Genomic DNA, 22312 nt, shown 5'->3' on the forward strand with positions numbered 1-22312 from the left:
TGCCGCGGCGACTATCAGGAAGTGCACCTATGCCAAACACACTCCTTCTGCATGTCGCAGAGAATAAGAGACTCGAAGCCATAGCCACACGGAACCGGCTGACCCGCCCCATCGTGGACCGTTACGTCGCCGGCCGCGGGCTTAACGAAGCCTGGGCTGCCACAACAGCGCTTAATAACGCCGGCATCGATGTCAGCCTGGATCTGTTGGGCGAGTCAGTTCATCATCTGGTTCAATCGAAAGAGGCCACCCGCGAATACCAGGGGGCGATCGAGGACATCCAAAACCGGGCACCTGGCTCCACCGTCTCGGTTAAGCTCTCCCAGTTGGGCATCATGATAGACCCCCGGGAATGCGCCAACAACCTCAAGACGCTGCTGGACGCTGCCGCCACCCATGGGGCAACCGTTGAAGTTGATATGGAGCACAGCTCTGTGGGCCGGGAAACCCTCGCCATCTACAAGAGCATCCTCCCCGATCACCCGAATACGCGGTTAGCGATCCAGGCGAACATGCGCCAAACACCTGAGGATTTGCTGTCCTTCGTCGACATCAAGCCCAGGATCCGTCTCGTCAAGGGCGCCTTCGACGAGTCCTCATCAGCGGCTCTCTGCGATGCTGACGAAGTGACCGAGCAGTACAAATATCTTTCCCGGTGGGCGCTCCAGCACCTGCCTGACCCGGCGTTCGGTACACACGACGACACCTGCATCGACGTCGTCAAGGAAACCGCAGCCAGGCTGGGACTGGACAAGCGCTCCTTTGAATTCCAGATGCTCTACGGCGTCCGGCGGAAGCTGCAGGATGAACTGGTCCGGGAGGGATACCGTGTTCGCGTTTACCTGCCTTACGGCACGCAGTGGTACCCCTACCTCATGCGCCGGATGGCCGAAAAGCCCGCCAACCTCCTGCTCTTTCTTCGCTCCCTTATCGGAGGTTGAAAAGGCAATGCGGTACGCTGGAATGTGATCAAATATCACGGGTAGCGCAGTGCAGCTAGGAACGGAGATCTCCATGAGCCTTCACATGGCCAGCCTGGTCACCCCCACTTTGGTGGCTGACCAGGTGTACGAGGTACTGGAGAACGCCATCCTGACCGGCTCCCTGGAATCGGGGAAGCCACTTCGGGTCAGGGACCTGGCGGCGATGGTGGGTACGAGCGTCATGCCTGTTCGGGAGGCGATCCGCCGGCTGGAAGAGGCGGGACTGGCAACGCGCATCCCCCACAAAGGTGCGGTGGTCCGGACGTTCACCGCTGCCGAGCTGATTCATATCTACGACGTCAGGACCATCCTCGAAGTGGAGGCAGCAAGCCAGGGTGCTCCCCAGGTCAGCCGCAAGGACATGCGCCTAATGGAGGCCTCCTGCGGGAAGATGCAGAAAGCCGTTGCGGAGGGCCGCATCATTGAGGCCCTGGACTTGGACGAGGACGTGCTGAGGACCCTGTACCGGGCTTCCGGCAACCCCGTTCTTGTCAGCACTATTGAACAGCTGTGGCTCCAATGCCGGCCCTACAAGGTCATGGGCGCCACAGAAGCCCTGGCTAAGAACGACAACTCGCTCTGGACACCGCAACCGGCCCTGGTCCAGGCACTGCTCAACGGCGATACCGCCGCAGCTACAACCATTACCGCGGACTCTCTTGCCAGCGCGTTGCGCCGGCTGGAGCTCCGTCTCGAAACCCACTAAACAAACCCGGGGCCCTCTGTCCCGGGAACATCCAAGAGGAGATAACCAGATAATGTCCCCCCAATCAGTCAGCGTTACTGGCAACTTCAAGGTCCCCGTCCCCCACAACGAGCCGTCGCGGGAATTCCGCCCCGGTTCACCGGAAGCGGCCTCGGTCAAGAAGACAATCGCCGAAATCTCAGCCACGGTCCGCGACCTGCCCCACGTCATCAACGGAGTACGCTCCATGACCGGTGAGCTGCGCAACGTCACAGCTCCCCACCGCCACTCCCAGGTATTGGGCCGCATCCCCACTGCCGATGAGTCGGTAACCCAGTCTGCAATCGAGGCAGCCCTCGCTGCACAGCATGACTGGTCCCGCACGCCCTGGTGGGAACGCGCCGCGATCTTCCTGCGCGCTGGGAACCTCGCAGCCGGCAAGTATCGGGACGAACTGGTTGCCACCACCATGCTCGGGCAGTCCAAGACGTTCCACCAGGCTGAGATTGACGCCGCCAGCGAAGTGGCCGACTTCTTCCGCTACAACGCCCACCTCGCCCAGCAGATCTTCGCTGACCAGCCTGAATCCCTGCAGGGCGAAGGGAACTCCCTGGACCAGCGCGGACTGGAAGGCTTCGTCCTGGCCATCACGCCGTTCAACTTCACCGCCATCGCCAGCAACCTCCCCACCACCGCCGCACTCATGGGAAACACCGTGGTCTGGAAGCCCTCCGAAAAGGCTGCACTCAGCAATGACGTCCTCATGCGGATGTTCGAGGAAGCAGGCCTGCCACCAGGTGTCATCAACCTCATACACGGTTCGGGCCGTGCGATCTCCGACCAGGCGATGAGCCACCCGGACTTTGCCGGCCTGAGCTTCACCGGTTCCACGGACGTGTTCCGGAGCCTCTGGAAGAAGGCCGGAAACAACATCGACCAGTATCGCTCCTTCCCCCGCTTGGTAGGCGAAACGGGCGGCAAGAACGCTGTGGTGGCGCATCCGAGCGCCGACGCCGATGCCCTGCGCGCTGCCCTGATCCGGAGTGGCTTCGAGTACTCGGGCCAGAAGTGCTCCGCTGCATCACGCACCTACATCCCGCGCAGCATCTGGAACCAGATCAAGGACGAACTCGTCGAGACCGTCAAGTCACTCCGCGTGGGTGACGTCGCCGAGCACGAGACGTTCCTCGGAGCAGTCATCGACGAGACGTCGCTGCGCAAGATCGAGGCTGCCCTCGAGAAGGCCAAGGCCCTCCCGAGCCACACGCTCCTGGCCGGCGGCAGCGTCCACCCTGAAGAGGGCTGGTTCGTTGAGCCTACGATCTTCGAGACCACCGATCCCCACGCCTTCACCATGAGCGAAGAGTTCTTCGGTCCCCTCCTGACGGTCTACGTCTACGAGGACAGCGAGTGGGAGTCGGTGCTGGACCTGGTGGACCAGACCAGCAACTATGCCCTGACCCTGTCCATCTTTGCCAACAACCGCCGCGCCGTCTCGTTTGCACTGGACAAGCTCCGCAACGCCTCCGGCATGACCTACATCAACGACAAGCCCACCGGTGCGCTCATGGGCCAGGTCGCCTTCGGCGGCGGCCGCGGTTCAGGCACCAACGACAAGGCCGGTTCCCGCCTGGCCCTGCAGCGCTGGCTCAGCGGCCGGTTCATCCACGAGAACTTCTCACCATCCAACGAATGGCGGCAGCCGTACCTCGCCCAGTAACAAAACAAGGCCCCACTAACCAGGGCCTTCCGTGACCGGTCGGGTGCGCATCCGCGCACTTGGCCTCCAACCGCCGTCGGGCACCTCGCAACGTTCCGAACGGCTTCCGGCAGCCGCCGCCTGACCAAGCTCAGGCGGCGGCTGCTGCCCTCTCCGGCGTTCCACCCAGCCTCGGAAGTTCTCCCATGAAGAAAAGAATCCTCACTCGAAAAGCGTCGGCCTCCAGCCCGGCCGCAGCCGATTCGCTGAAACGGCGCGACGAACGCGGGACGGCGATGTCCATCCTGCTCCTGTTCGCCCGCCACCGGAGTCTCAGCAGCTGGCACATCTCAGGCCTTCTCCGGCTTCCAACCTCCATTGTCGAACGGCACCTCCAGACCCTGCTGCAGGCCGGTTTCGTCGTAGAGAGCCAGGCCTACGGGCGCTATTCAGCGGGACCCGAAGTGGTTCGACTGGCCGAGAACTACCGCGAGGAAGCCCTCGCCCAAGGAGTTGTAAAGCAAAGGCTTGAACAGCTCTCCCGCGAAACGGGCGAGCTGGCTGCCTTCCTGGTCCAGAGCAGCGGAGAGGCCCTCTGCGTCGAATCCGTGGAGAGCGAGCACATCCTCAGTTGCAGCTATGCCGCCGGACGCTCCCGTCCGCTCCTGCAGGGGGCCAGCGCACGGGCCATCCTGGCCTCCTTGCCCGAGGAAGAAGGGGACGCAATTCTTGCCGGCCATTTCCTTGGCAGGGAAGACGAAGCCACCATCCGCGCCGACCTCGCAAGCATCAGGGAGCGCGGCTATGCAACCAGCTCAGGCGCCCTGGCTCCGGGTATCTGGGGCGTCAGCGCCCCTGTCCTAAATGAGGGCGGAAGTCTCGCCGGTGTGGTGACCAGCATGGTTCCCCTCGAGCGGTCCGGCACCAACGATGCTCGTGCGCAGTTCATATACTCCACATGCGAAGCTGCCCTGGATCTCAGCAACGTCAGTTCACCCGCCTAAGCCGGGCGGTGCCTGATCTTGTGGCATCCCGACAGCAGCTGAGTCGGAGCTGGAGCAGGCGGACAGGTTAAAGGGCTCCGCTCCGTTAAGGTTGCCGCCACCCGGGATTGACGGGCGGAGGCAACCTGTGCGGTCAACGACGAGCTGGATCAGCTCAGGCGAACGGAGTCCGCTTCAAGGGCTATCAGTTCCTGAACCGTTTGGCGTCGTCGTATCAGCGTGGTGCTTTCGCCGTCGACAAGGACTTCCGGTATCAGCGGGCGGGAGTTGTAGTTTGAAGACATGCTGGAGCCGTAGGCGCCGGTGTCATGAAAGACGGCCAGATCGCCCATCACGGCTTCGGGCAGCTGCATGGCCTGAACGTCGCCCGAGTCGGACTGCGTAAAGACGTCGCCGGCTTCGCAAAGCGGCCCGGCAAGCACGACGTCGGATAGCGGGCCTGAGCGGGCGGATCCGTCAGGAGCAAGGATGGTCACTTGGTGCCGGCTGCCGTACATGGCCGGGCGGACAAGATCGTTGAAACCGGCGTCGACCAGCAAGAAGTGGTTGTGGGCAACCTTCTTGCTGGCCCTTACTTCTGCCGCCAGTACTCCTGATTCCGCCACCAGGAAGCGGCCCGGTTCAATTTCGAGCCTGACCCTGTGGCCCAAGTAATCACTGATCTCACGCCTCGCAGTATCCCAGACGCTGAAATACCGCTGTGTGTCCACAGCCGGGTCGTCCGGAGCGTAGGGAATGGAGAGGCCGCCGCCGGCGGATATCGCCTCCACGTCCCTGCCCTGCCGCTTGACCTGCTGAACCATGGCATCGCACACCTGCTCGAGGTGGGAGTAGTCCACGCCGGAGCCGATGTGCATATGGAAACCGACCAGTTTCAGCCCGTGCCGGTCCACGATACCCAGGCCTTCTGGGACATGCTCGTGCCAGATCCCGTGCTTGCTGTGACTGCCGCCCGTGTTCGTCTTGCGGCTATGGCCGTGTCCAAATCCGGGATTGATTCTGAGCCACACAGGGTGTCCGGGCGAGACCTCTCCCAGCTGTTCCAGCATCTGCGGAGAACCGGCATTAACCGGTATCCGGCGCTCAACAACCAGCTTCAACGCTTCGCGGTCCAGCAGATCTGCCGTAAAGACGATCTCTTCCTCAGCAGTACCCGGAGTGTATCCCGCCGTCAACGCCCTTTCGACTTCGCCAGCAGACACTGCATCCACCACCACACCCAACTCTTTCATCAGGCGGAGGATGTGGATGTTTGAACCGGCCTTTTGTGCGTACCGGATCACATCAAAGTTTCGAAGACGATCAACTTGTGCCCTGATGGTGCGGGCATCATAGATCCACACAGGAGTTCCAACACGATCGACGATTGCGGCCAGGCGGGCTCCGGAGAGGCTTCCGGGTAGCGGTTTGCCGGTTGGCTCGCAATGAAGTTCAGGCATTCAGTCCTCAGTATTTCAGTACAGGTCGGCGGCCGTGATGCGCTGACGGCTGGGTTCGGGGCTCCAGCAGAATGGGCAATCCAGCGAAAACTCTCCACCGGTGCAACCTGTCCACATGCGCCGGTCTGCGGCCTCCTGCCTCAGGGCCGGAAGTGCGTCGTAGTGGGGACGCTGCTGGGTGGTCCTTGGTGCTGTCAGCTTTTTCATGGCCGTGGATTCCTGCTCTTAGTGGCTTGGACAGATTGTCCTTTGGTGTGCCCGGCTCCTGTCGGGTGATGTGGTAGCAGCTGTCGGCCGCCACCATTTCTTTAGTTCCCTGTCGGCGTACTTTCCGCCTCTGATTCCATTTTAGATATGTGATCACAAATCACGCAAGGGTTTTGCCGCATGACTTCAAGGAAACCGTAGAGACGTGGCCTCCGGACTTGGAATAGGAGCAAAACAGGTCCGCTCGCCATAGGATCGTTCCCATGCCAGGAAAAAAAGTTGATGCTACCCGACAACGGGAGATCACGAGAGCTGGGCTGGGGCCGGCCTCTGAATCTTCTCCAGCTTTTGCTATTACACCCACCCTTGTAGCGGACCAGGTCTATGAGGCATTGCGCACCGCCATCCTCACGGGCGAACTGGCCGGGGGCTCACCCTTGAGGGTAAGAGACGTTGCTGCAATGGTCGGTACCAGCGTGATGCCGGTCAGGGAAGCCATTCGCCGGCTCGAAGAGACAGGGCTCGCCACGCGGGTGGCGGCTCACCGGGGGGCGGTCGTCCGTGAATTCACCGTCGGTGAACTGATTCACATCTACGAAGTAAGGGCAACCCTGGAGATTGAGGCCGCCCGCCGCGGAGCTGCCAATGTCACTGACGCTGACGTAGCCCGCATGGAGGCGGCCTGCGCCCGAATGCAAAAGGCAGTCGCAGAACGCCGCGTGTGGGATGCCCTGGACGACGACGAAGATCTGCTCCGCACCTTGTACTCCGCTGGCAGTAACCCGGTCTTGATGGGTGTCATAGAAACACTCTGGCGTCAATGCCGGCCGTACAAGGTCATCGGCGCCACAGAGGCAATCGAGCACGATGACTCGAGCCTTTGGACTCCACAACCCGCCATCCTGGAAGCCGCCCGGTCAAGGGACGTAAAGGCAGCCACTAAGTTGACTAAGGAGTCCCTGTCCAGCGCCCGACAACGTCTCGAGAAACGACTGGTACCTCATTAGGCCGTAGTCCACACTGAGCTGATCTGACTCTCGGGTCGGGCTTCGACCCCCCGCGAAACGTCACGAGGTTGTTCACCGGTGAAACCTAGAAGTTCAGCTGTCCTGGATGCTGGGGCATGCATGTCCCCGACGTCAGTTCCATGACCACACAGCGGTTGGTCGTGACGTGTACAGGCGGTGACGCCGGCGGTCCGTGGACTATGTCCACGGAACCCGCCGCCAAGGAATGTGCCCTTATTTCCTTGGCTTTACAGCATGAATCGGGTGGCGGACAGGCTTGAAAGGTGACGCGAGGCCGGATCGCCCGTGGCCATTTCCGCGATGAGTTTTCCTGTGGGTGGTGCCAGGCTCACTCCCAGCATGGCGTGTCCGGTGGCGATGAGAATGTTGGATCGTTTGCGTGAGGTTCCGATGATTGGAAGTCCGTCCGGGGTCATCGGGCGAAGCCCGGTCCAGGGTTGGGGTCGGGGTTTAGTGGTGATGGCAGGCCAGGTATTGAAGTACTTGGGAAGACTGGTAAGGAGGCCTTCGGCACGCACTCTGCTGATTCCCTCATTGATTCCGCCAAAGCCCATGGTGCCCGCGATGCGCACCTTTGTGCTGAGAGGGGTTATGGCAACTTTGGCTTCGGCGAGGTACAGGGGATAGCGCGGACCGTCGGCGTCCAGGGGTAGGTCGTAGCCGTAGCCCTTCCCTGACATCAGGGAGACGCGGTCGCCAATGCCGGCGAGGATTTTGTTAGTCCAGACACCGGCGGCGACGACAATTTTGTCCGCCCTGAGCACTTCGTCACCTATGGCAACTTCGACCGAACCGTCCACTGCAGTGCGGAGTTTTGCAGCCGTGCCTATTCGGAATTCAACTCCACCGCGTTTGCAGGCCGCGGTCAACCCGCGCGTCAGGGACGCCGGATCCAAGGACCGGTCGCCGAATGTTTGGAGACCTCCCGCGAGACCGTCGCGAACGTGCGGCACTTCTTTGGCAAGGTCGTTGCCGGGAATCGTCCGCCACTTGAAACCCGGAATGTGAGCTTCCATGGCCTTCAACTCCACAGCATGCTTCTGAAGGTTCTCGGCGTTGGTGTAGAGCATGGTTAAGGGGTCGCTGTGTGATTCGAACACCACACCGTCTGCTGCCATGTCATCGAACAGTTGGAGAGTGTCGCGACTCAGATGGGCAAGGACTTTCAGCCCCGCCTCGAAACGGCCGGTTGTGCAGTTACGCAGCATCTCCGCCATGAATCCCAGGAAGCGAGGGTTCAGGCTGGGAGTCACATACAGGGGACTGTCCCGTCGGGTCATCCACTTCAGTGCTTGGGGCATCATCCCGGGAGCTGGCACCGGTACTGACATGCTTGGCACAACCCAACCTGCGTTATGAGCCGACGCCTTGGACCCGGGCTCGGATTCATCAACGACGACCACTTCCGTCCCCGCCTTCCGGAGGTAGTAGGCCGAAGAGAGGCCGATGGCACCGGCACCGATAACGATGGTTTTCATAATTTCCGAGTCCTAAGGTCGATGGTCGCCCTGCAGCGCAGTGCTTGCTGTGGCGGTTGAGCGCGGAGGTTATCCCAAGCCTGAGCTCCGTCAGCGGTGTGCTGACGGAGCTCAGAGGCATGGGCGTCTAGGGGATCAGGCGGGGTTCGCCGACTTCCGCCGAGCTGGCCGGCAGGCCGTTTGCCTCGAGGATTTTGACGAGGTCGCCGGACTTCCGCTTTTCCTCGATTGTTGCGTCCAAGGCCTTCCCCAGATCGGCATTGTCCTTGGTGTAGGGGAACCCTGTCTGGGCGGGCTCGACGGTTGCCTGCACCTGGGGGTCCGGCCTCACGGTTGTCACCTTAAACTTCGAGCCTTCGGGGAAGTTGTACAGGGCCGTGCCGTAGGCATCGACGCCGACGTCGATGCGCCCGGATTCAAGGTCCTGCTTCAACTCCACGCTGGACGGGTAGACCTTAAGCTGGCCGCCGAGCATTGTCCTGAGGTCATTGACCCACAGGTAGCCGTCGACGGTACCCACATTCTTGCCCTTAAGGTCACTGACGTTGGTGATTCCGTCCGCGGAGATAACACCGAATTCATCCAGGTAGATGGGAGCGGTGAGGTTAACGATTTCGTTCCGGGCTGCGGTGCGGTACCAGTCACCCACAGTGAGGTCGATGCGCTTGTTTTGGACCGAGGGAACCGCGGCGCTGTACGCCAGGGGCACGGTCTTCAGCTCAAGGCAGTTTGCTGAAGCGAACTCCTTGACCAGGTCTACGTCCGCCCCGGCCGGCTTTCCGTCTTTGGTGTAGCTGTAGGGCGGGATTTCCGTGATGCCTACCGTGAGCTTGCCTTTTTCGATGGTTGAGAACTGGTTCTGGGGCTTGCAGTCGCTTGAGACTGTCGACTCGGCGTTTCGGCTGCAAGCAGTGGCGGAGGCCGCCAGACCCAGGGCCAGGACTGCAACTGACAGGTTCCGTGTTGCTTTATTCATTTGGGGGTTCCTCAGGGGTTGATGGGGAGGGAAAAGTGTTTGGTTGGGAGGCTGTGGTCAGTGGACGTGGGCCAGATGGCGGGACATTCTCTTTTCCATGCCGCCTACCAGCCAGGACGCCGGGATGGTGATCACGGCATACATGAGGCCCGCGAGGGCAAGGACGCTGAGGTAGTTGAAGGTTGAGGAACCGATGGAGTATGCCTGACTGAGGAGTTCAGGCACTGCGATAGTGAAGCACAGGGATGTCGCCTGGAAGATGATGATGGCGAAGCCCATCAGTGCCGGCAAAGCAATCCTCAACCCTTGGGGAAGGACGACAAAGCGGAGAGTGTCCAGTGGGGAGACGCCGAGTGTCTGGCAGGCTTCGGTCTCACCGTCCGGTACTGCTTGCAGCCCGGCGCGGAGTATTTCGCTGGTGTAGGCGGCGGTGGTCAGGGCCAGCGCTATACAGGCAGCGACGAAGGACGAAAGTGTAATTCCCGCGCTGGGCAGTCCGAAGTAGAAGAGTTGGAGGACAACGAGGGTGGGTGCTCCTCGTCCGATCTCCACCAGGGCAATCGAGGTGACCCGCGCTACCGGTACGCGGCTGGATGACATCAGCGCGAGCAGCAGCCCGATCGGGAGGCCTGCGATGAGGCTGATGGCGGTGATCTGCAGGCTTAGGGACAGACCATCCAGCAGGGTGGGGAACCAGGTGGACCAGTCGGTTAGGAAGTTCATCGGGAAACCTTTTTCCGGAGGACGGAGTCGACGCGACGGGCGAGAAGCGCCAGCGGAATACTCAGGGCCAGATATACGAGCGCGGCGATGATATAAACGGTGAGCCCTCCGGCGTTGGATCGGGCGTCCTGGGTGGTGAGGAATACTATTTCGGTGACCCCGATCGTCGAGGCGAGCGAGGAATCTTTGATCAGGCTGATTCCGTACGACGTCATAGACGGAACGGAAACCCGAAAGGCCTGGGGGCCAATGATGCGGCTAAATGTCGCCCACCGCCCGACGCCCAGGGCGCTTCCTGCTTCCCATTGCCCGGTGTGAACAGCAGAGATTCCGCCACGGTAGATTTCTGCCATGTAAGCGGCCGACACCAGACCCAGCCCGACGATGGCCGCAGTTGTCGCTTCGAACTGGAATGCGCCAATGCTCACGCCGAAGTAGATGACGAAGAGCCAGACGACGGCGGGGATTCCTCGCAGGAGATCAACGAGTCCGCGGCAGACGACCCGAAAAACTACTTGGCGTGATCTCAGTCCCAGGACCAGGGGAACGCCGCCGATCGCTCCAATGAGAAGGGACGAGAAGGTGATCAGCAGCGTCAGGGGGACGCCTAATAGAACGGCCTGCAGATGTTCCATGGCTACCGTCCCACGACGGCGCGCAGGAACAATTTCGTGCGCGGGTGCTCGGGGGCGGACATGATTTTGTGTGGGTCGCCCTGTTCGATGATTGCCCCGTCAGCCATAACGACCAAACGGTCTGATACGTCGCGGGCGAAGGCCATCTCATGAGTTACGACGATCATGGTCATGCCATCCTTGGCCAGTTCCTTCATCACAGCCAGAACCTCAAGGCCTACTTCCGGGTCGAGTGCCGACGTAGGTTCGTCGAACAGCATGACCTCCGGATCCATTGCCAATGCCCTGGCAATGGCAATGCGCTGCTGCTGGCCGCCAGAACAGCGAGCCGGATAGGAGTCCGCGAAATCGGCCAGGCCAACCCGGTCCAGCAGGACCCGGGAACGCTTGTCGGCCTCTGCCTTGCTGCGCTTCAGAACCCGCTGCTGGGCAAATGAAACGTTCTGCAGGACCGACATGTGTGGAAAGAGATTGAAATGCTGGAAGACCATCCCGGCCTTGCGCCGAAGGGCTTCGATCTCCTTGAGCGAAGTGCTTTTACCGGCGGAAATGGTTTTCCCGCCGATGGTGATCTCGCCGGCGTCGGGCCGTTCAAGCATGTTGATGCACCGAAGAAGGGTGCTCTTGCCCGCGCCGCTTGGCCCGATCATGGCCGTGACTTCGCCGGCGGCGACGTCCAAATCAACAGAACTGAAGACGACCTTGTCTCCGTAGCTCTTCGAAACTCCTCTGAGGCTAACCATCTGCTTCGGCAGGGTGGAAACAGCCATTGAAACTCCTCTAGTTCGGGATCCGTCAGGGTGTGACGCATGTCTCTTGCCGACCAGCATAACACTCATTACGGTGTGATACCTTACTTGGCTCAAAAGTTTTTTTGATTGAAACATTGGAGAAACATTGGTCCCTAGACTCGTGCGTCTGGGTCGCTCCGAGCCCGGCCACGACGTCCCTAATTACTAGGTTGCAAGCCGGGCTAAGGGAGGCTGCGCTGTGCACGGGCACCTTGGCGTCTGCGTATCCGGTCGCCCGCGGGTGTGCGCGTAGAATTAGGTCTAAAACCTTATTAGTCCTTCAGGAGGAACCGTGGCGACAGCACTGGCGTGGAATGAGAGTTCGGGCGAGGCTGTGCGCACCCAAAGCTTTCGGGAGCAGGCGGTGCGCATCATTCGCTCGCAGATCGTCTCCGGGCGCTTGGAACCCGGTTCCATGCACTCTATAGGCGCCGTTGCCGAACGGCTCAATGTCTCGATAACTCCGGTTCGCGAGGCCTTGCATGACCTCGCGAAGGAGGGCCTCATTGAGATTAAGCGCAACCGAGGATTCCTGGTGCGGAAGCCGTCCAACAAGGAACTCGATGACATTGTCCAGATCCGCGCCATGCTCGAGGTGGCATCGGTCCGCGAGATCACTGAAAGGTCACTCATCACTGATTTCACCCCTGTGCGCCACTTGTCCCGGAGGACCGAGGCGTTTGCCGCAGCGGGACAATGGGAAGAATTTGTGGACACGGACCGTGAATTCCACCTAGCGATTCTTGCGGCACTGGCAAATCCCAAACTCCTCGAAATGGTCGGCTCCCTGAGGGACCAAAGCAGGCTCCTTGGTCTGGGGCAACTGGCCGGCACCGACGTCTTCGTGCAATCAACGAAGGAACACGACCTTCTCCTGGACGCCATGGAAGCCGGCGACGCAGAAAGTGCAGCCGAAATCATGAGCAGTCATATGCGTCACGTGCGTGGCATATGGGCAGGCCGGATCGAAGAGCCCCAGGCAGGCTGAGGGAGTCGGCAGGCATGTAGTGCGTAAATCGGGAAAATACCTCCGCCCCACGCCTGCCCCGGCCCCACATTCCCGCCCGGCCCCCTATATAGAGCCTGATCCTCGCCCCACGGGCCAGTCACGTACATGGCGCTCAGCTCACGGCCCCCAGATTCAAGGCTCTTCAGCGTGAAGCCTCGTACGGCGATCCGCTACTTCCTTCACCGCCGCCGCATGCGGCCGCCAGCCTTCTTGTTGGCTCGGCTCGGCATGGCGGGCCGGACAGTCAGGTATTAAAAGTCACGGTGTGGCCCCCTCAATAACGGGCCTAAGGCCCATAGACGTAACGCCTCTGGCTTGATGAGCTTGCCTCCAGGAAGGGGGCCGTGAGCGAATCGTGCACTCCACCCCTCCACAATCCCGCCCCTTATTCTTTCCGTGCCTTGTCGCGAATATTGGCTTGGTACTGGCGGAACGGCCTAACACCGTTTATGATCGGGTGTAATACCTTACTACGCCGAGGAGACGGTTCGCCCAGAACTGTTGCAACCAGGAGCTGGTCACCACAGTCCCCTCGTCTACGTACAAAGGTCCCCCGACTTGATGGGCGCCGACCGGCGACTATCCCATCGGCCACCGGAGCGTGGTCCTCTAAGACAGGTAAGAAGCTTTGATCACACTGCCAAGACCCTCCCGCTCAGCCACCAGCGTGAAGCGCGGTGAAGCCCGTGCAGCTTAATTTCATTCCGCAAGCAGAAGTCCGCAGTCTCCTTGGCCCCGCCCAGGCGACCGCTGCCATCATGGACGCATTGGTTACGGGACTGGATCCGGCCGCGGATTCTGCCCGCGGGATCGTCCCACTGACCGAGGGGCAGTTTTTGATCATGCCGGCTGAAGCTGCAGGCTACGCCGGCGTAAAGGTGGCTACGGTAGCCCCTAATAATCCCAGCCAGGACCTGCCCCGCATCCAGGCGCTCTACCTGATTTTCGACGCCCAAACACTCACCCCGCAGGCAGTCCTGGACGGGACGGCGCTAACGACCCTCCGCACACCCGCGGTATCCATCGCTGGAATCCTGCCCGTTCTTACCCAGCGTTCCACACCGCTGCGGCTGGCTGTCTTCGGGGCCGGGCAGCAGGGCGTCGGACATGTCGACACCCTCACCGAAGTCATGGAGGGACGCCGGGAAATCGAAAACGTCACCTACATCGTCCGGAACCCCGGTCGGGTCAGCCTGCCGCCATCGGCGGCAGGCGAGGTCGTCGCTCTCGGTTCATCGGCGGCAGCAGAAGCAGTTGCTGCAGCCGATGTCATCGTGTGTGCAACATCGGCCAGCGAACCGCTGTTCGATTCCTCCCTTGTACGGACAGATGTCATCGTCGTTGCAGTGGGTTCCCATGAACCGCACGTCCGGGAGGTCGATGCTGCCTTATGCGGCCGGGCCCAGGTGATCGTGGAAGACGTACCGACCGCTCTGCGCGAATCAGGAGACGTCATCATGGCCATCGCCGAGGGGACCTTGACCGCAGAAGATCTGATCCCCATGAAGGATGTTGCCAATGGGGTTGTACGCCTGGACCCCCTCCGGCCCGTCCTGTTCAAGAGCTCAGGAATGTCCTGGGAGGACCTGGTCATTGCCAAAGCTGTCGTCCAGGCTTCCACAAAGAGCAACGCTGTTGCCCGTTAGGGACGCCTCGTCGTCCCTGAATCGTATTGTGCAGTAAACATCGCCTTTTTCGTAGGCTGTCCTACTGAATCCCGGAAGCGCGCGATCTGCGGCTTTCCCCCGTTCTCTCCCGGTGACCCAGAGGTCAACCCGGATGCTCAGCCGGCTCAGTGCCAACAAAATTCACATTCGAGGAGTACCCCAATGACTAACACAGCAGGGACCAGCGCCAAGCTGGTACAACCCGGAGACCTGGCCGAAGAGGCCGTGGCATTGGTCCGGCGCTGGCTGGCCGAGGGAGCGAAAGTTCCCGTCGACGCGGCTGCTGCGCAGCTGGCCGGTGTTCTGAAGGACCCGCAGGGCCTGGACTTTACGGTCGGCTTCGTTGACGGCGTTATCCGCCCCGAGGACAAGGCCGTCGCTGCCAGGAACCTGAAGGTCCTGGCCCCGAAAGTCCCCTCCTTCCTGCCCTGGTACATGAAGTCCGCCGTCGCCGTAGGCGGCTCCCTCGCACCCGTCGTCCCCCGCGTCGTCATCCCGGTCGCCCGCATGGTACTGCGAGAAATGGTCAGTCACCTGATCGTGGACGCCACCGACGACAGGCTGGGCCGTTCGATTGCCAAGATCAAGAAAGACGGCATCAGGCTCAACGTAAACCTGCTCGGTGAGGCCATCCTCGGCGAGGGTGAAGCGGCACGCCGGCTTGAGGGTACCCGGAAGCTCCTGGCCCGCCCCGACGTCGACTACGTCTCCATCAAGGTCTCATCCACCGTCGCCCCGCACAACCACTGGGCCTTTGACGAAGCCGTCGGCCACATCGTGGAAAAGCTCGCCCCGCTGTACCGGCTCGCGGCCTCGGCCTCCCCGCGGAAGTTCATTAACCTGGACATGGAGGAATACAAAGACCTCGACCTGACCATCGCGGTCTTCACCCGCCTGCTTGAAATGCCCGAGTTCCTCAACCTGGAAGCCGGTATCGTTCTGCAGGCTTACCTGCCCGACGCTTTGGGTGCCATGATCGGCCTGCAGGACTGGGCAGCAGCCCGCACCGCAAACGGGGGCGCACCGATCAAGGTCCGGGTCGTCAAGGGCGCCAACCTGCCCATGGAACTGGTCGATGCAGACCTGCACGGCTGGCCGCTGGCTACTTGGGGCACGAAGCAGGATTCCGACACCTCCTACAAGGCCGTGATCGATTACTCCCTGACGCCCGAAAGGATCCGGAACGTCCGCATCGGTGTTGCCGGGCACAACCTGTTCGACGTCGCCCTAGCCCATCTGCTGGGCAAGGCCCGCGGCATCACCTCCGGCATCGAATTCGAAATGCTCCTGGGCATGGCCACAGGACAGGCCGAGGCCGTCAAACGCGACGTAGGATCCCTGCTGCTCTACACGCCCGTCGTGCACCCGGCGGAGTTCGACGTCGCCATCGCCTACCTGATCCGCCGCCTCGAAGAGGGCGCAAGCCAGGAAAACTTCATGTCCGCCGTGTTCGAACTGGACAAAAACGAAGCCCTGTTCGAACGCGAAAAGCAACGCTTCCTTGCCTCCCTCGCGGCCCTCACCAATACTGTTCCGGGACCCAACCGTGTCCAGGACCGGACCCGATTCGACGCCCAGGCCGCCCTGACCGAGGCCATCTCCCGGGCGGGGCTCGAAGCCGGCGGCGAAGGTTACGGCGGGCCTACGGCCAGCTTCGCCAACACCGCCGACACCGACCCCGACCTGCCGGCCAACCGCAGCTGGGGTCGTTCCATCCTCAACAGGGTACCGTTCTCGGCTCTGGGCGAAGAAACGGCCCACACCTTTGAACTGAACACCCAGGACGAACTCGAAGCCGTCATCGAAACCGCCGTTTCCCGTGGCAAAACCTGGGGTGCCCTTACCGGGGCGGAGCGCGCCGCTGTCCTGCACAGGGCGGGCGTCCGCCTGGAAGCGCGCCGGGCCCAGCTGCTGGAAGTCATGGCATCAGAGTGCGGCAAAACCCTGGACCAGGGCGACCCCGAAGTGTCCGAAGCCATCGACTTCGCCCACTACTACGCCGAACTGGCCAAGGAACTGGACACCGTCGACGGCGCACAGTTCATCCCCTCCAAGCTGACCGTCGTCACTCCCCCATGGAACTTCCCCGTGGCCATCCCTGCCGGCTCCGTCCTCGCGGGCCTGGCCGCCGGCTCCGCCGTCGTCATCAAGCCCGCCCGGCAGGCACGTCGCTGCGGTGCCGTCATGGTCGAGGCCCTCTGGGAAGCATTCGACGAAGCAGGCATTGACCGCGACGTGCTGCAGTACGTCCAGGTAGCCAAGCGGGAACTGGGCACCGCCCTGGTATCCCACCCCGCCGTGGATCGGCTCATCCTCACCGGCGGGTACGAGACGGCCGAACTGTTCCGGTCCTTCCGCAAGGACCTCCCCCTGCTCGCCGAAACCAGCGGCAAGAACGCCATTATCGTCACGCCCAGTGCCGATCTGGACCTCGCAGCGCGCGACGTCGTGCAGTCCGCATTCGGCCACGCCGGGCAGAAATGCTCGGCCGCATCACTGGTCATCCTCGTCGGATCCGTCGCGACATCGCGCCGCTTCAACCAGCAGCTGATCGACGCCGCCCGGTCCCTGAAAGTCGGTTACCCTGTTGACCCACAAACCCAAATGGGACCGGTCATCGAACCGGCCAACGGGAAGCTGTTTGGCGGACTCACCAAACTCGGCGCCGGAGAACAGTGGGTACTCGAACCGCGCAAACTCGATGACAGCGGCAAGCTCTGGAGCCCCGGTGTGCGTACGGGCATCAAGCGCGGCAGCGAATACCACAAAACCGAATACTTCGGACCCATCCTGGGAGTCATGACCGCCGAGACCCTGGAAGAAGCGGTCAGCATCGTCAACGACATCGACTACGGCCTCACCTCCGGCCTGCACTCCCTGGACCCCAAGGAACTGAAGTACTGGCTGGACAACATCCAGGCCGGAAACCTCTACATCAACCGTGGCATCACCGGAGCTATCGTGCGGCGCCAGCCCTTCGGTGGCTGGAAGAAGTCCGCCGTCGGTGCCGGCACCAAGGCCGGCGGTCCCAACTACCTGGTCGGCCTCGGTGAATGGAAGGACACCCCGATTAAGGCTGCCCCCTTGGCCCAGCTCTCCGGACCGGCCCGGCAACTCCTGACCGCAGCTGCTGACGTAGCCAGCGCCGGGAGCATCACTGCCGCTGATGTCACCTGGCTCGAATCCGCGCTGATTTCGGACGCCGAGGCATGGACAAAGGAATTCGGTGCAGCCCGCGACGTCTCGGGCCTGCAGGCCGAGCGGAACATTTTCCGCTACCGCGCCCTGCCGGTAACCGTCCGCTACGAAGCCCCTACCTCCGGACACGGGCTGGCTGAACTGCTGCGCGTCGTCTCGGCCGGTCTGACCGCCTGGAACGGACGCCCCGACCTCAATGCCCTGACGGTCAGCACTCCAGAGCCGCTCACTGATGCCGTCGCACGGGTTCTCAGGGACTCCGGGGTCGTTATGGTCGTCGAAAATACTCCGGCCTGGGCCGGACGGGTCAAGCGTTACGCAGCCCAGACCGGACCGGAATCGGGAGTACGGATCCGCCTGATCGGGGCCGCCGCCCTCGAAACAGCCGAAGCCGCCAACGGAAAGCCCGACGTCGCCATCTATGCCAACAATGTCGTCGCCGCCAGCCGTGTCGAGCTGCTGACCTTCCTGCAGGAACAGGCAGTCTCCATCACAGCGCACCGGTTCGGCACACCAAACGACCTCTCCGGCGCCCTCATCTAGAACAAAGCACCACCAGGGCCGGGTCCGTCCATTGCCACGGCAGTGAACCGACCCGGCCCGCACCCAGGCCGGTTCCCCACCTCGTTATTCGACGCGCCTCGCACGCTTGACAACTGAAAGTCCCACCATGTTGCGAATTTACTTTGCCACCATGCTTCTGCTCGTGACTGTCGGGGTTGTCTTCGCAGTCACCGCCACGTCCACGCTTGGCCTCGGGGCCGGGCTGGTTCTTCTCACCGTGGGTGCAGGTGGCGTTTCTGCCGGAGTCATGACACGGGACACCAAGCAGGCAGCCCGTCACTAGTCCCGGAAAAGGTCGAATCAGTAATGAAGAAGCGTATCCCCCAACAGCATCGTCCCGGCAAGAACTCACACAAGGCCCCTGTAGCCAAACTGGCGAACACTGCCCCCTCACCGGATGGTGGGCCTTGCCTGCCCGAACCGGGGACAGACGCTTTATCACCGAAGGAACCATCATGCCGGCGTACAAGGGCGCGACCGTCGCTTGGACGCTGGTCTCGGATGAGTCCGGCTCAACTAAACCAAAACACGCCCACCCCGTAGTAGGAGCCTCCCTTGACAGTCACTAGCCCTCCCGCCCCTCAAAGCGCCTTCCGGATTCCGAGGCGCGTCCTTGGCGCTGCGGCTGATGGTGGTGGGCCAGCATCGTCTCTCCGCAGCCAGGAGCAGTTACTGGAGGGGTTCCCCGGGGGCCCGGTTGGCTGTGACGACGGCTGCCACTTCTGCGATGGACCGGAAACCGACTAGGCCGCTACCCCTAACGTTCGTCCCTACGCGACCTTGCGTGTCTCTCAACGAGGAAGCATCCGCCATGAAGTCCTACCGATGCGATGACTGGAACCGCCTCCCCGGGGCGAAAGTAGAGATCCACAGGAACGGGCACTTGGTCCGCACCGGAATGGTCGATGCCGTGCTGCCCGACGACACAATCCTGTGGCTGGCCGCGGACCACAACGGCAACCGGGAACTTTCGAATCAGCAGAAGGATATGAAGTCTGGGCTGATGCCAATGACGTGCCGGACGGACTCTACTCGTCGATGCTTTGCCAACAGCCCCCCACGGCGCTGGCGTCCGACGCGGACGACAACCCATGAGTAACGTAAGCCGCTACCCTCAGGCAGCCTTGGGATGAGTTACATCTATAGGAGCAAAGGCACCACGGAACAACGGGCAGAGCGGGACAAACAGAGACTGACCCGCGGCCTCCTCACCTACCGCAAGGCCATAGCCGGCAGATCTGCAAGGCTCACCGCTCTACGCAGCCGGATGGAGCAGGAAATCGCGCAGGCGATCTGGGACGACGTGGCAGTTCGGACAGTCGCGTCCGCAGCAGGCATAACCGTCGCCAGGGCCCGATCCGTCGCGTTGGCATTTGAGGACCTCCCCCACTCCGGCACCGCTGCCGAATCCCACGTCAAGACCCTCCGGGCCCTCGCCGAGCACACAGGCAGGCTCAAAGCCGAACAAGAGGAATTACTGAGACTGCAGGAACCACTCGTTGTCACGGCCCTTGAATCCGGGATCCAGAACACCCCTTGGATAGCTGCCATCTCCGGCCTGACCATCGATCGAGTGAACATCCTCGCCCAGCAAACGCGCCGGAACGCATCCAACTTGGGCCAAGCCGCGGAAGCGCAGACCTAACCGCACACGGATGACCGCGACCACGCCGCAAAATCTAGGAGACGAGAAAAAACAGTGACAATGAAGTCAGCTTCACCCGAGACCACCCAACCCACTCCTCCAGCCCTGGGGTCGCCCGCGTCAGCGGGCCGGCATGCCGGAACGGCGAGGGCTGGCTCAGGGGAGGTTCCCGCGCCCCAGCTGACCAAGTCTGCCGGGCACATCATTGTCGATTCGCTGGTCGCCCATGGCGTCAAGCGCACCTACGTCGTTCCCGGCGAGAGTTTCCTTGACCTCCTGGACGGCCTCCACGATTCGTCCATAGACACGATCGTCTGCAGGCATGAAGGCGGGGCCACCTACATGGCCGAAGCCGACGGCAAGATGAAACAGACGCCGGGAGTCGCGATGGTGACCCGGGGCCCGGGTGCCGCCAATGCCCACGTCGGTCTGCACACTGCCTGGCAGGACTCCACTCCCCTCGTGCTCTTCGTGGGCCTGATCCCGTTCGCTCACAGGGACCGGGAGGCCTTCCAGGAGTTCGACATCAAGGCGTGGTTCGACACTGGCGCCAAACGGGTCATGGTGCTCGACCACGCCGAACGCGCCTCCGAAATCGTCGCTGAAGCAATGTTCTCAGCCATGAACGGTCGGCCCGGGCCTGTCGTCGTCGGTCTTCCCGAAGACGTGATCCGCGAGCACATCAATCCGGAACTGCATCCGGTCATTCCCGTGGCCACCGGCGGAATGACAACCGTAGATTCGGCTGCGGTCGCCGAAGCGCTCATGAAGTCAAGCAAGCCGCTGTTCGTCACCGGTGGCAACGACTGGACCCAGGCGGCAGCAGACCAGCTCACGCAATGGCTGGAAAGGCATCACATCCCTGTAGCCGCAGAATGGCGCACCCAAGGCACGGTCCCCTTCGACTCCCCCTCATACGTCGGACCAATCGGGTACGGCCGGCCCCGCCCCACCTATGACCTGCTGGAAGAAACCGACCTCCTGATGCTCGCCAAGCTGCGCAACATGGGCGAGGCCTGCACCGCGGCCAACCGCTTCATCGTCCATGAATCCGTTGCCCAGGAGTTCGCGCAGAAGTTTGCCGCGAAGATGAAGGACGTGGCGTGAGGCCTATGGATAGCACATGGATGATGCCTTCAGCTGCGCCGTCGACGCTGATTAGGGTGAGTAAGAGGTGAGTACTGAGCGGAACTGGCCTCTTCTGGGCCGCCAACGGTAGTAACCCTGCAGGTCAGCGGCCTGTTGGGTCAGCAGGAGGATTCAAACCGAAGATGCGCCCCTTACTTCCCTCCTGGAATTTGCGACGGCGCGTAAGAGGCATTCGGAGTAAGACTGCAGGTCAGGGCCATTTACTAGCCGTGTGGACGGATTGGAACCGACGCAAATTCCCCAGATCCTGCCCAAAATCTGGTCCTGCGCGTCATGGGCCCCAGAGTAAAACCGCAGGTCAAAGCCACAATCGGAGCCTCCTGTCGGAGTCGAACCGACGACCCCCGCTTTACAAGAGCGGTGCTCTGGCCAACTGAGCTAAGGAGGCGTGCGCCGCAAGGCGCTAGATAAGGTTAGCCCAAGTCCGCCCGCTCGTAAAAACCTCAGGCGGCGGGCAACCCGGAGCAAAAGAAGGACCCGCTTCCGGAATCGATCCGGAAGCAGGTCCTCTGAGTCGAAGGACTTTAGCCCTTCGCGGTGATCGCTGCCTGCAGGAAGTCAGGGAACGGGGTCTGCGCACTGGCACCCTTGCCCCACTGCTGGCCGTCCACAAACACCGTAGGCGTGCCGGTGACGCCGATCGCCGCGGCCTGCTTGGTTGTGAACTTCACGTACGGACGGTAGGTCTTCTCGTCGATGCAGGTGTCAATGTTCTTGGCGCCGATGTCCGTGGCCATGGTCTTGAGCCTGTCGTCGGAAAGACCGGCGGTACCTTCGGCAGGCTGGTTGGCGAACAGCGAGTCCACAAACTCCGCGTACTTCTCCGGGGACTCATTCACAACACACGCGGCAGCGTTGGCTGCACGGGAGGAGTAGTTCGTGGAGGACCGGTTGTCCAGGAACCCGAGTGCCCGGTATTCCACCGAGATTTTGCCCTCGTTGCGCAGCGCCGTCAGCTGCTCGTTGTACTGTGTTTCGAAGTTCTTGCAAACCGGGCAGATGAAGTCAACGTACAGGACCACCTTGACCGGCTTGCCTGCCTCAGCTTCGGCGCCCGGCGCCACAACCGACGCCGGCGCGGTTTTCGGGGGCTCCCCCACGGAGGCTGCGTCAACGGTGGCCGCTTCCAGCTTCGCGACGTCGGTATTGGCCAGCAAGGTGATGCCACCGTTGACGTTGCCGTTGGCCGGCGTCGGCCCCTGGTCAGCGATCGGGGCGTTCTGCCGCATCGTTGTGGTCACCACCAGCCCGACCACCACCAGGATGGCCACCACGGCCACCACAATGCCCCAGCCGATCAGCAGCTTGTTGCGCTTGTCCTTCTTCAGCTGCACCTCACGGATCAGGCGGGCCTTCTCGCGCGCCTCCGAGGTTCGCTCAGCCTTGGACTTGCGTATTTCATTTGCGGGGCTCATGTGTTCCTTGGGTCGAT

At 61.9% G+C, this 22312-nt stretch carries 18 protein-coding genes and 1 tRNA gene; 11 read left to right on the forward strand and 8 right to left on the reverse strand.

The features are described from left to right. The first annotated feature begins 29 nt into the window (after positions 1 to 29). The 4 genes from NG701_RS00555 to NG701_RS00570 all read left to right on the forward strand — a co-directional run bounded on the left by NG701_RS00555 (position 30) and on the right by NG701_RS00570 (position 4371). A complete protein-coding gene (locus tag NG701_RS00555) occupies positions 30 to 941 on the forward strand; it encodes a proline dehydrogenase family protein (RefSeq protein WP_252563306.1) in 912 nt (303 codons plus the stop codon). A gap of 73 nt (positions 942 to 1014) precedes the next feature. Then, complete coding sequence (locus tag NG701_RS00560) at positions 1015 to 1689, forward strand: GntR family transcriptional regulator (RefSeq protein WP_252563309.1); 675 nt, start codon at positions 1015 to 1017, stop codon at positions 1687 to 1689. A 52-nt stretch (positions 1690 to 1741) separates the two neighbouring features. Next, positions 1742 to 3388 (forward strand): L-glutamate gamma-semialdehyde dehydrogenase, encoded by a 1647-nt coding sequence (pruA, locus tag NG701_RS00565; protein ID WP_252563312.1) that lies wholly within the window; start codon positions 1742 to 1744, stop codon positions 3386 to 3388. A gap of 185 nt (positions 3389 to 3573) precedes the next feature. Next, complete coding sequence (locus NG701_RS00570) at positions 3574 to 4371, forward strand: IclR family transcriptional regulator (RefSeq protein WP_252563315.1); 798 nt, start codon at positions 3574 to 3576, stop codon at positions 4369 to 4371. Between the two features lie 149 nt (positions 4372 to 4520). Here NG701_RS00570 and lysA read toward each other — a convergent pair whose 3' ends face one another. Continuing rightward, entirely contained in the window at positions 4521 to 5810 is a 1290-nt protein-coding gene (gene lysA / locus NG701_RS00575; protein ID WP_252563318.1) for a diaminopimelate decarboxylase, read from the reverse strand. A gap of 470 nt (positions 5811 to 6280) precedes the next feature. Here lysA and NG701_RS00580 point away from each other — a divergent pair, with 470 nt between their 5' ends. Beyond that, complete coding sequence (locus NG701_RS00580; protein WP_252563321.1) at positions 6281 to 7024, forward strand: GntR family transcriptional regulator; 744 nt, start codon at positions 6281 to 6283, stop codon at positions 7022 to 7024. Positions 7025 to 7272: 248 nt separating this feature from the next. Here NG701_RS00580 and NG701_RS00585 read toward each other — a convergent pair whose 3' ends face one another. The 5 genes from NG701_RS00585 to NG701_RS00605 all read right to left on the reverse strand — a co-directional run bounded on the left by NG701_RS00585 (position 7273) and on the right by NG701_RS00605 (position 11627). Continuing rightward, positions 7273 to 8523: an NAD(P)/FAD-dependent oxidoreductase gene (locus NG701_RS00585; RefSeq protein WP_252563324.1), complete on the reverse strand. Its 1251-nt coding sequence runs from the start codon at positions 8521 to 8523 to the stop codon at positions 7273 to 7275. A 127-nt stretch (positions 8524 to 8650) separates the two neighbouring features. After that, positions 8651 to 9499 (reverse strand): substrate-binding periplasmic protein, encoded by an 849-nt coding sequence (locus NG701_RS00590; RefSeq protein ID WP_252563327.1) that lies wholly within the window; start codon positions 9497 to 9499, stop codon positions 8651 to 8653. A 57-nt stretch (positions 9500 to 9556) separates the two neighbouring features. Then, positions 9557 to 10222 carry an amino acid ABC transporter permease gene (locus NG701_RS00595; protein ID WP_104063633.1) on the reverse strand — a complete coding sequence of 222 codons (666 nt, stop codon included), beginning with the start codon at positions 10220 to 10222 and terminating at the stop codon, positions 9557 to 9559. After that, complete coding sequence (locus tag NG701_RS00600) at positions 10219 to 10857, reverse strand: amino acid ABC transporter permease (protein WP_252563330.1); 639 nt, start codon at positions 10855 to 10857, stop codon at positions 10219 to 10221. Before NG701_RS00600 ends, NG701_RS00595 begins: the two co-directional genes overlap by 4 nt. A gap of 2 nt (positions 10858 to 10859) precedes the next feature. Next, positions 10860 to 11627 (reverse strand): amino acid ABC transporter ATP-binding protein, encoded by a 768-nt coding sequence (locus tag NG701_RS00605; RefSeq protein ID WP_104063635.1) that lies wholly within the window; start codon positions 11625 to 11627, stop codon positions 10860 to 10862. A gap of 313 nt (positions 11628 to 11940) precedes the next feature. Between NG701_RS00605 and NG701_RS00610 the strand changes: the two genes are divergently transcribed. From NG701_RS00610 to NG701_RS00635, 6 genes are all read left to right on the forward strand, one after another. Next, on the forward strand, positions 11941 to 12636 hold the full coding sequence (locus NG701_RS00610) for a GntR family transcriptional regulator (RefSeq protein ID WP_104063636.1): 696 nt from the start codon (positions 11941 to 11943) through the stop codon (positions 12634 to 12636). A gap of 707 nt (positions 12637 to 13343) precedes the next feature. Beyond that, a complete protein-coding gene (locus NG701_RS00615) occupies positions 13344 to 14303 on the forward strand; it encodes an ornithine cyclodeaminase family protein (protein ID WP_252563333.1) in 960 nt (319 codons plus the stop codon). A gap of 183 nt (positions 14304 to 14486) precedes the next feature. Next, the gene (locus tag NG701_RS00620; RefSeq protein ID WP_252563336.1) at positions 14487 to 18065 is read left to right on the forward strand and encodes a proline dehydrogenase family protein; all 3579 of its coding nucleotides are present in this window, start codon (positions 14487 to 14489) and stop codon (positions 18063 to 18065) included. 127 nt (positions 18066 to 18192) lie between these two features. Next, positions 18193 to 18369, forward strand: coding sequence for a hypothetical protein (locus NG701_RS00625; protein WP_252563338.1), 177 nt, complete (start codon positions 18193 to 18195; stop codon positions 18367 to 18369). Between the two features lie 846 nt (positions 18370 to 19215). Continuing rightward, entirely contained in the window at positions 19216 to 19731 is a 516-nt protein-coding gene (locus tag NG701_RS00630) for a hypothetical protein (protein WP_252563340.1), read from the forward strand. A 60-nt stretch (positions 19732 to 19791) separates the two neighbouring features. Beyond that, entirely contained in the window at positions 19792 to 20838 is a 1047-nt protein-coding gene (locus NG701_RS00635; protein WP_374208636.1) for an aldehyde dehydrogenase family protein, read from the forward strand. A gap of 356 nt (positions 20839 to 21194) precedes the next feature. On the opposite strand, the gene NG701_RS00645 is transcribed toward NG701_RS00635, so the two are convergent. After that, positions 21195 to 21268, reverse strand: a tRNA-Thr gene (locus tag NG701_RS00645). A 136-nt stretch (positions 21269 to 21404) separates the two neighbouring features. Further along, the gene (locus NG701_RS00650; RefSeq protein ID WP_252563343.1) at positions 21405 to 22295 is read right to left on the reverse strand and encodes a DsbA family protein; all 891 of its coding nucleotides are present in this window, start codon (positions 22293 to 22295) and stop codon (positions 21405 to 21407) included. Positions 22296 to 22312: the final 17 nt, after the last annotated feature.

The sequence above is a fragment of the Pseudarthrobacter cellobiosi genome (assembly GCF_023913815.1).
In the GTDB taxonomy this organism is placed as follows: Bacteria; Actinomycetota; Actinomycetes; order Actinomycetales; family Micrococcaceae; genus Arthrobacter; species Arthrobacter cellobiosi.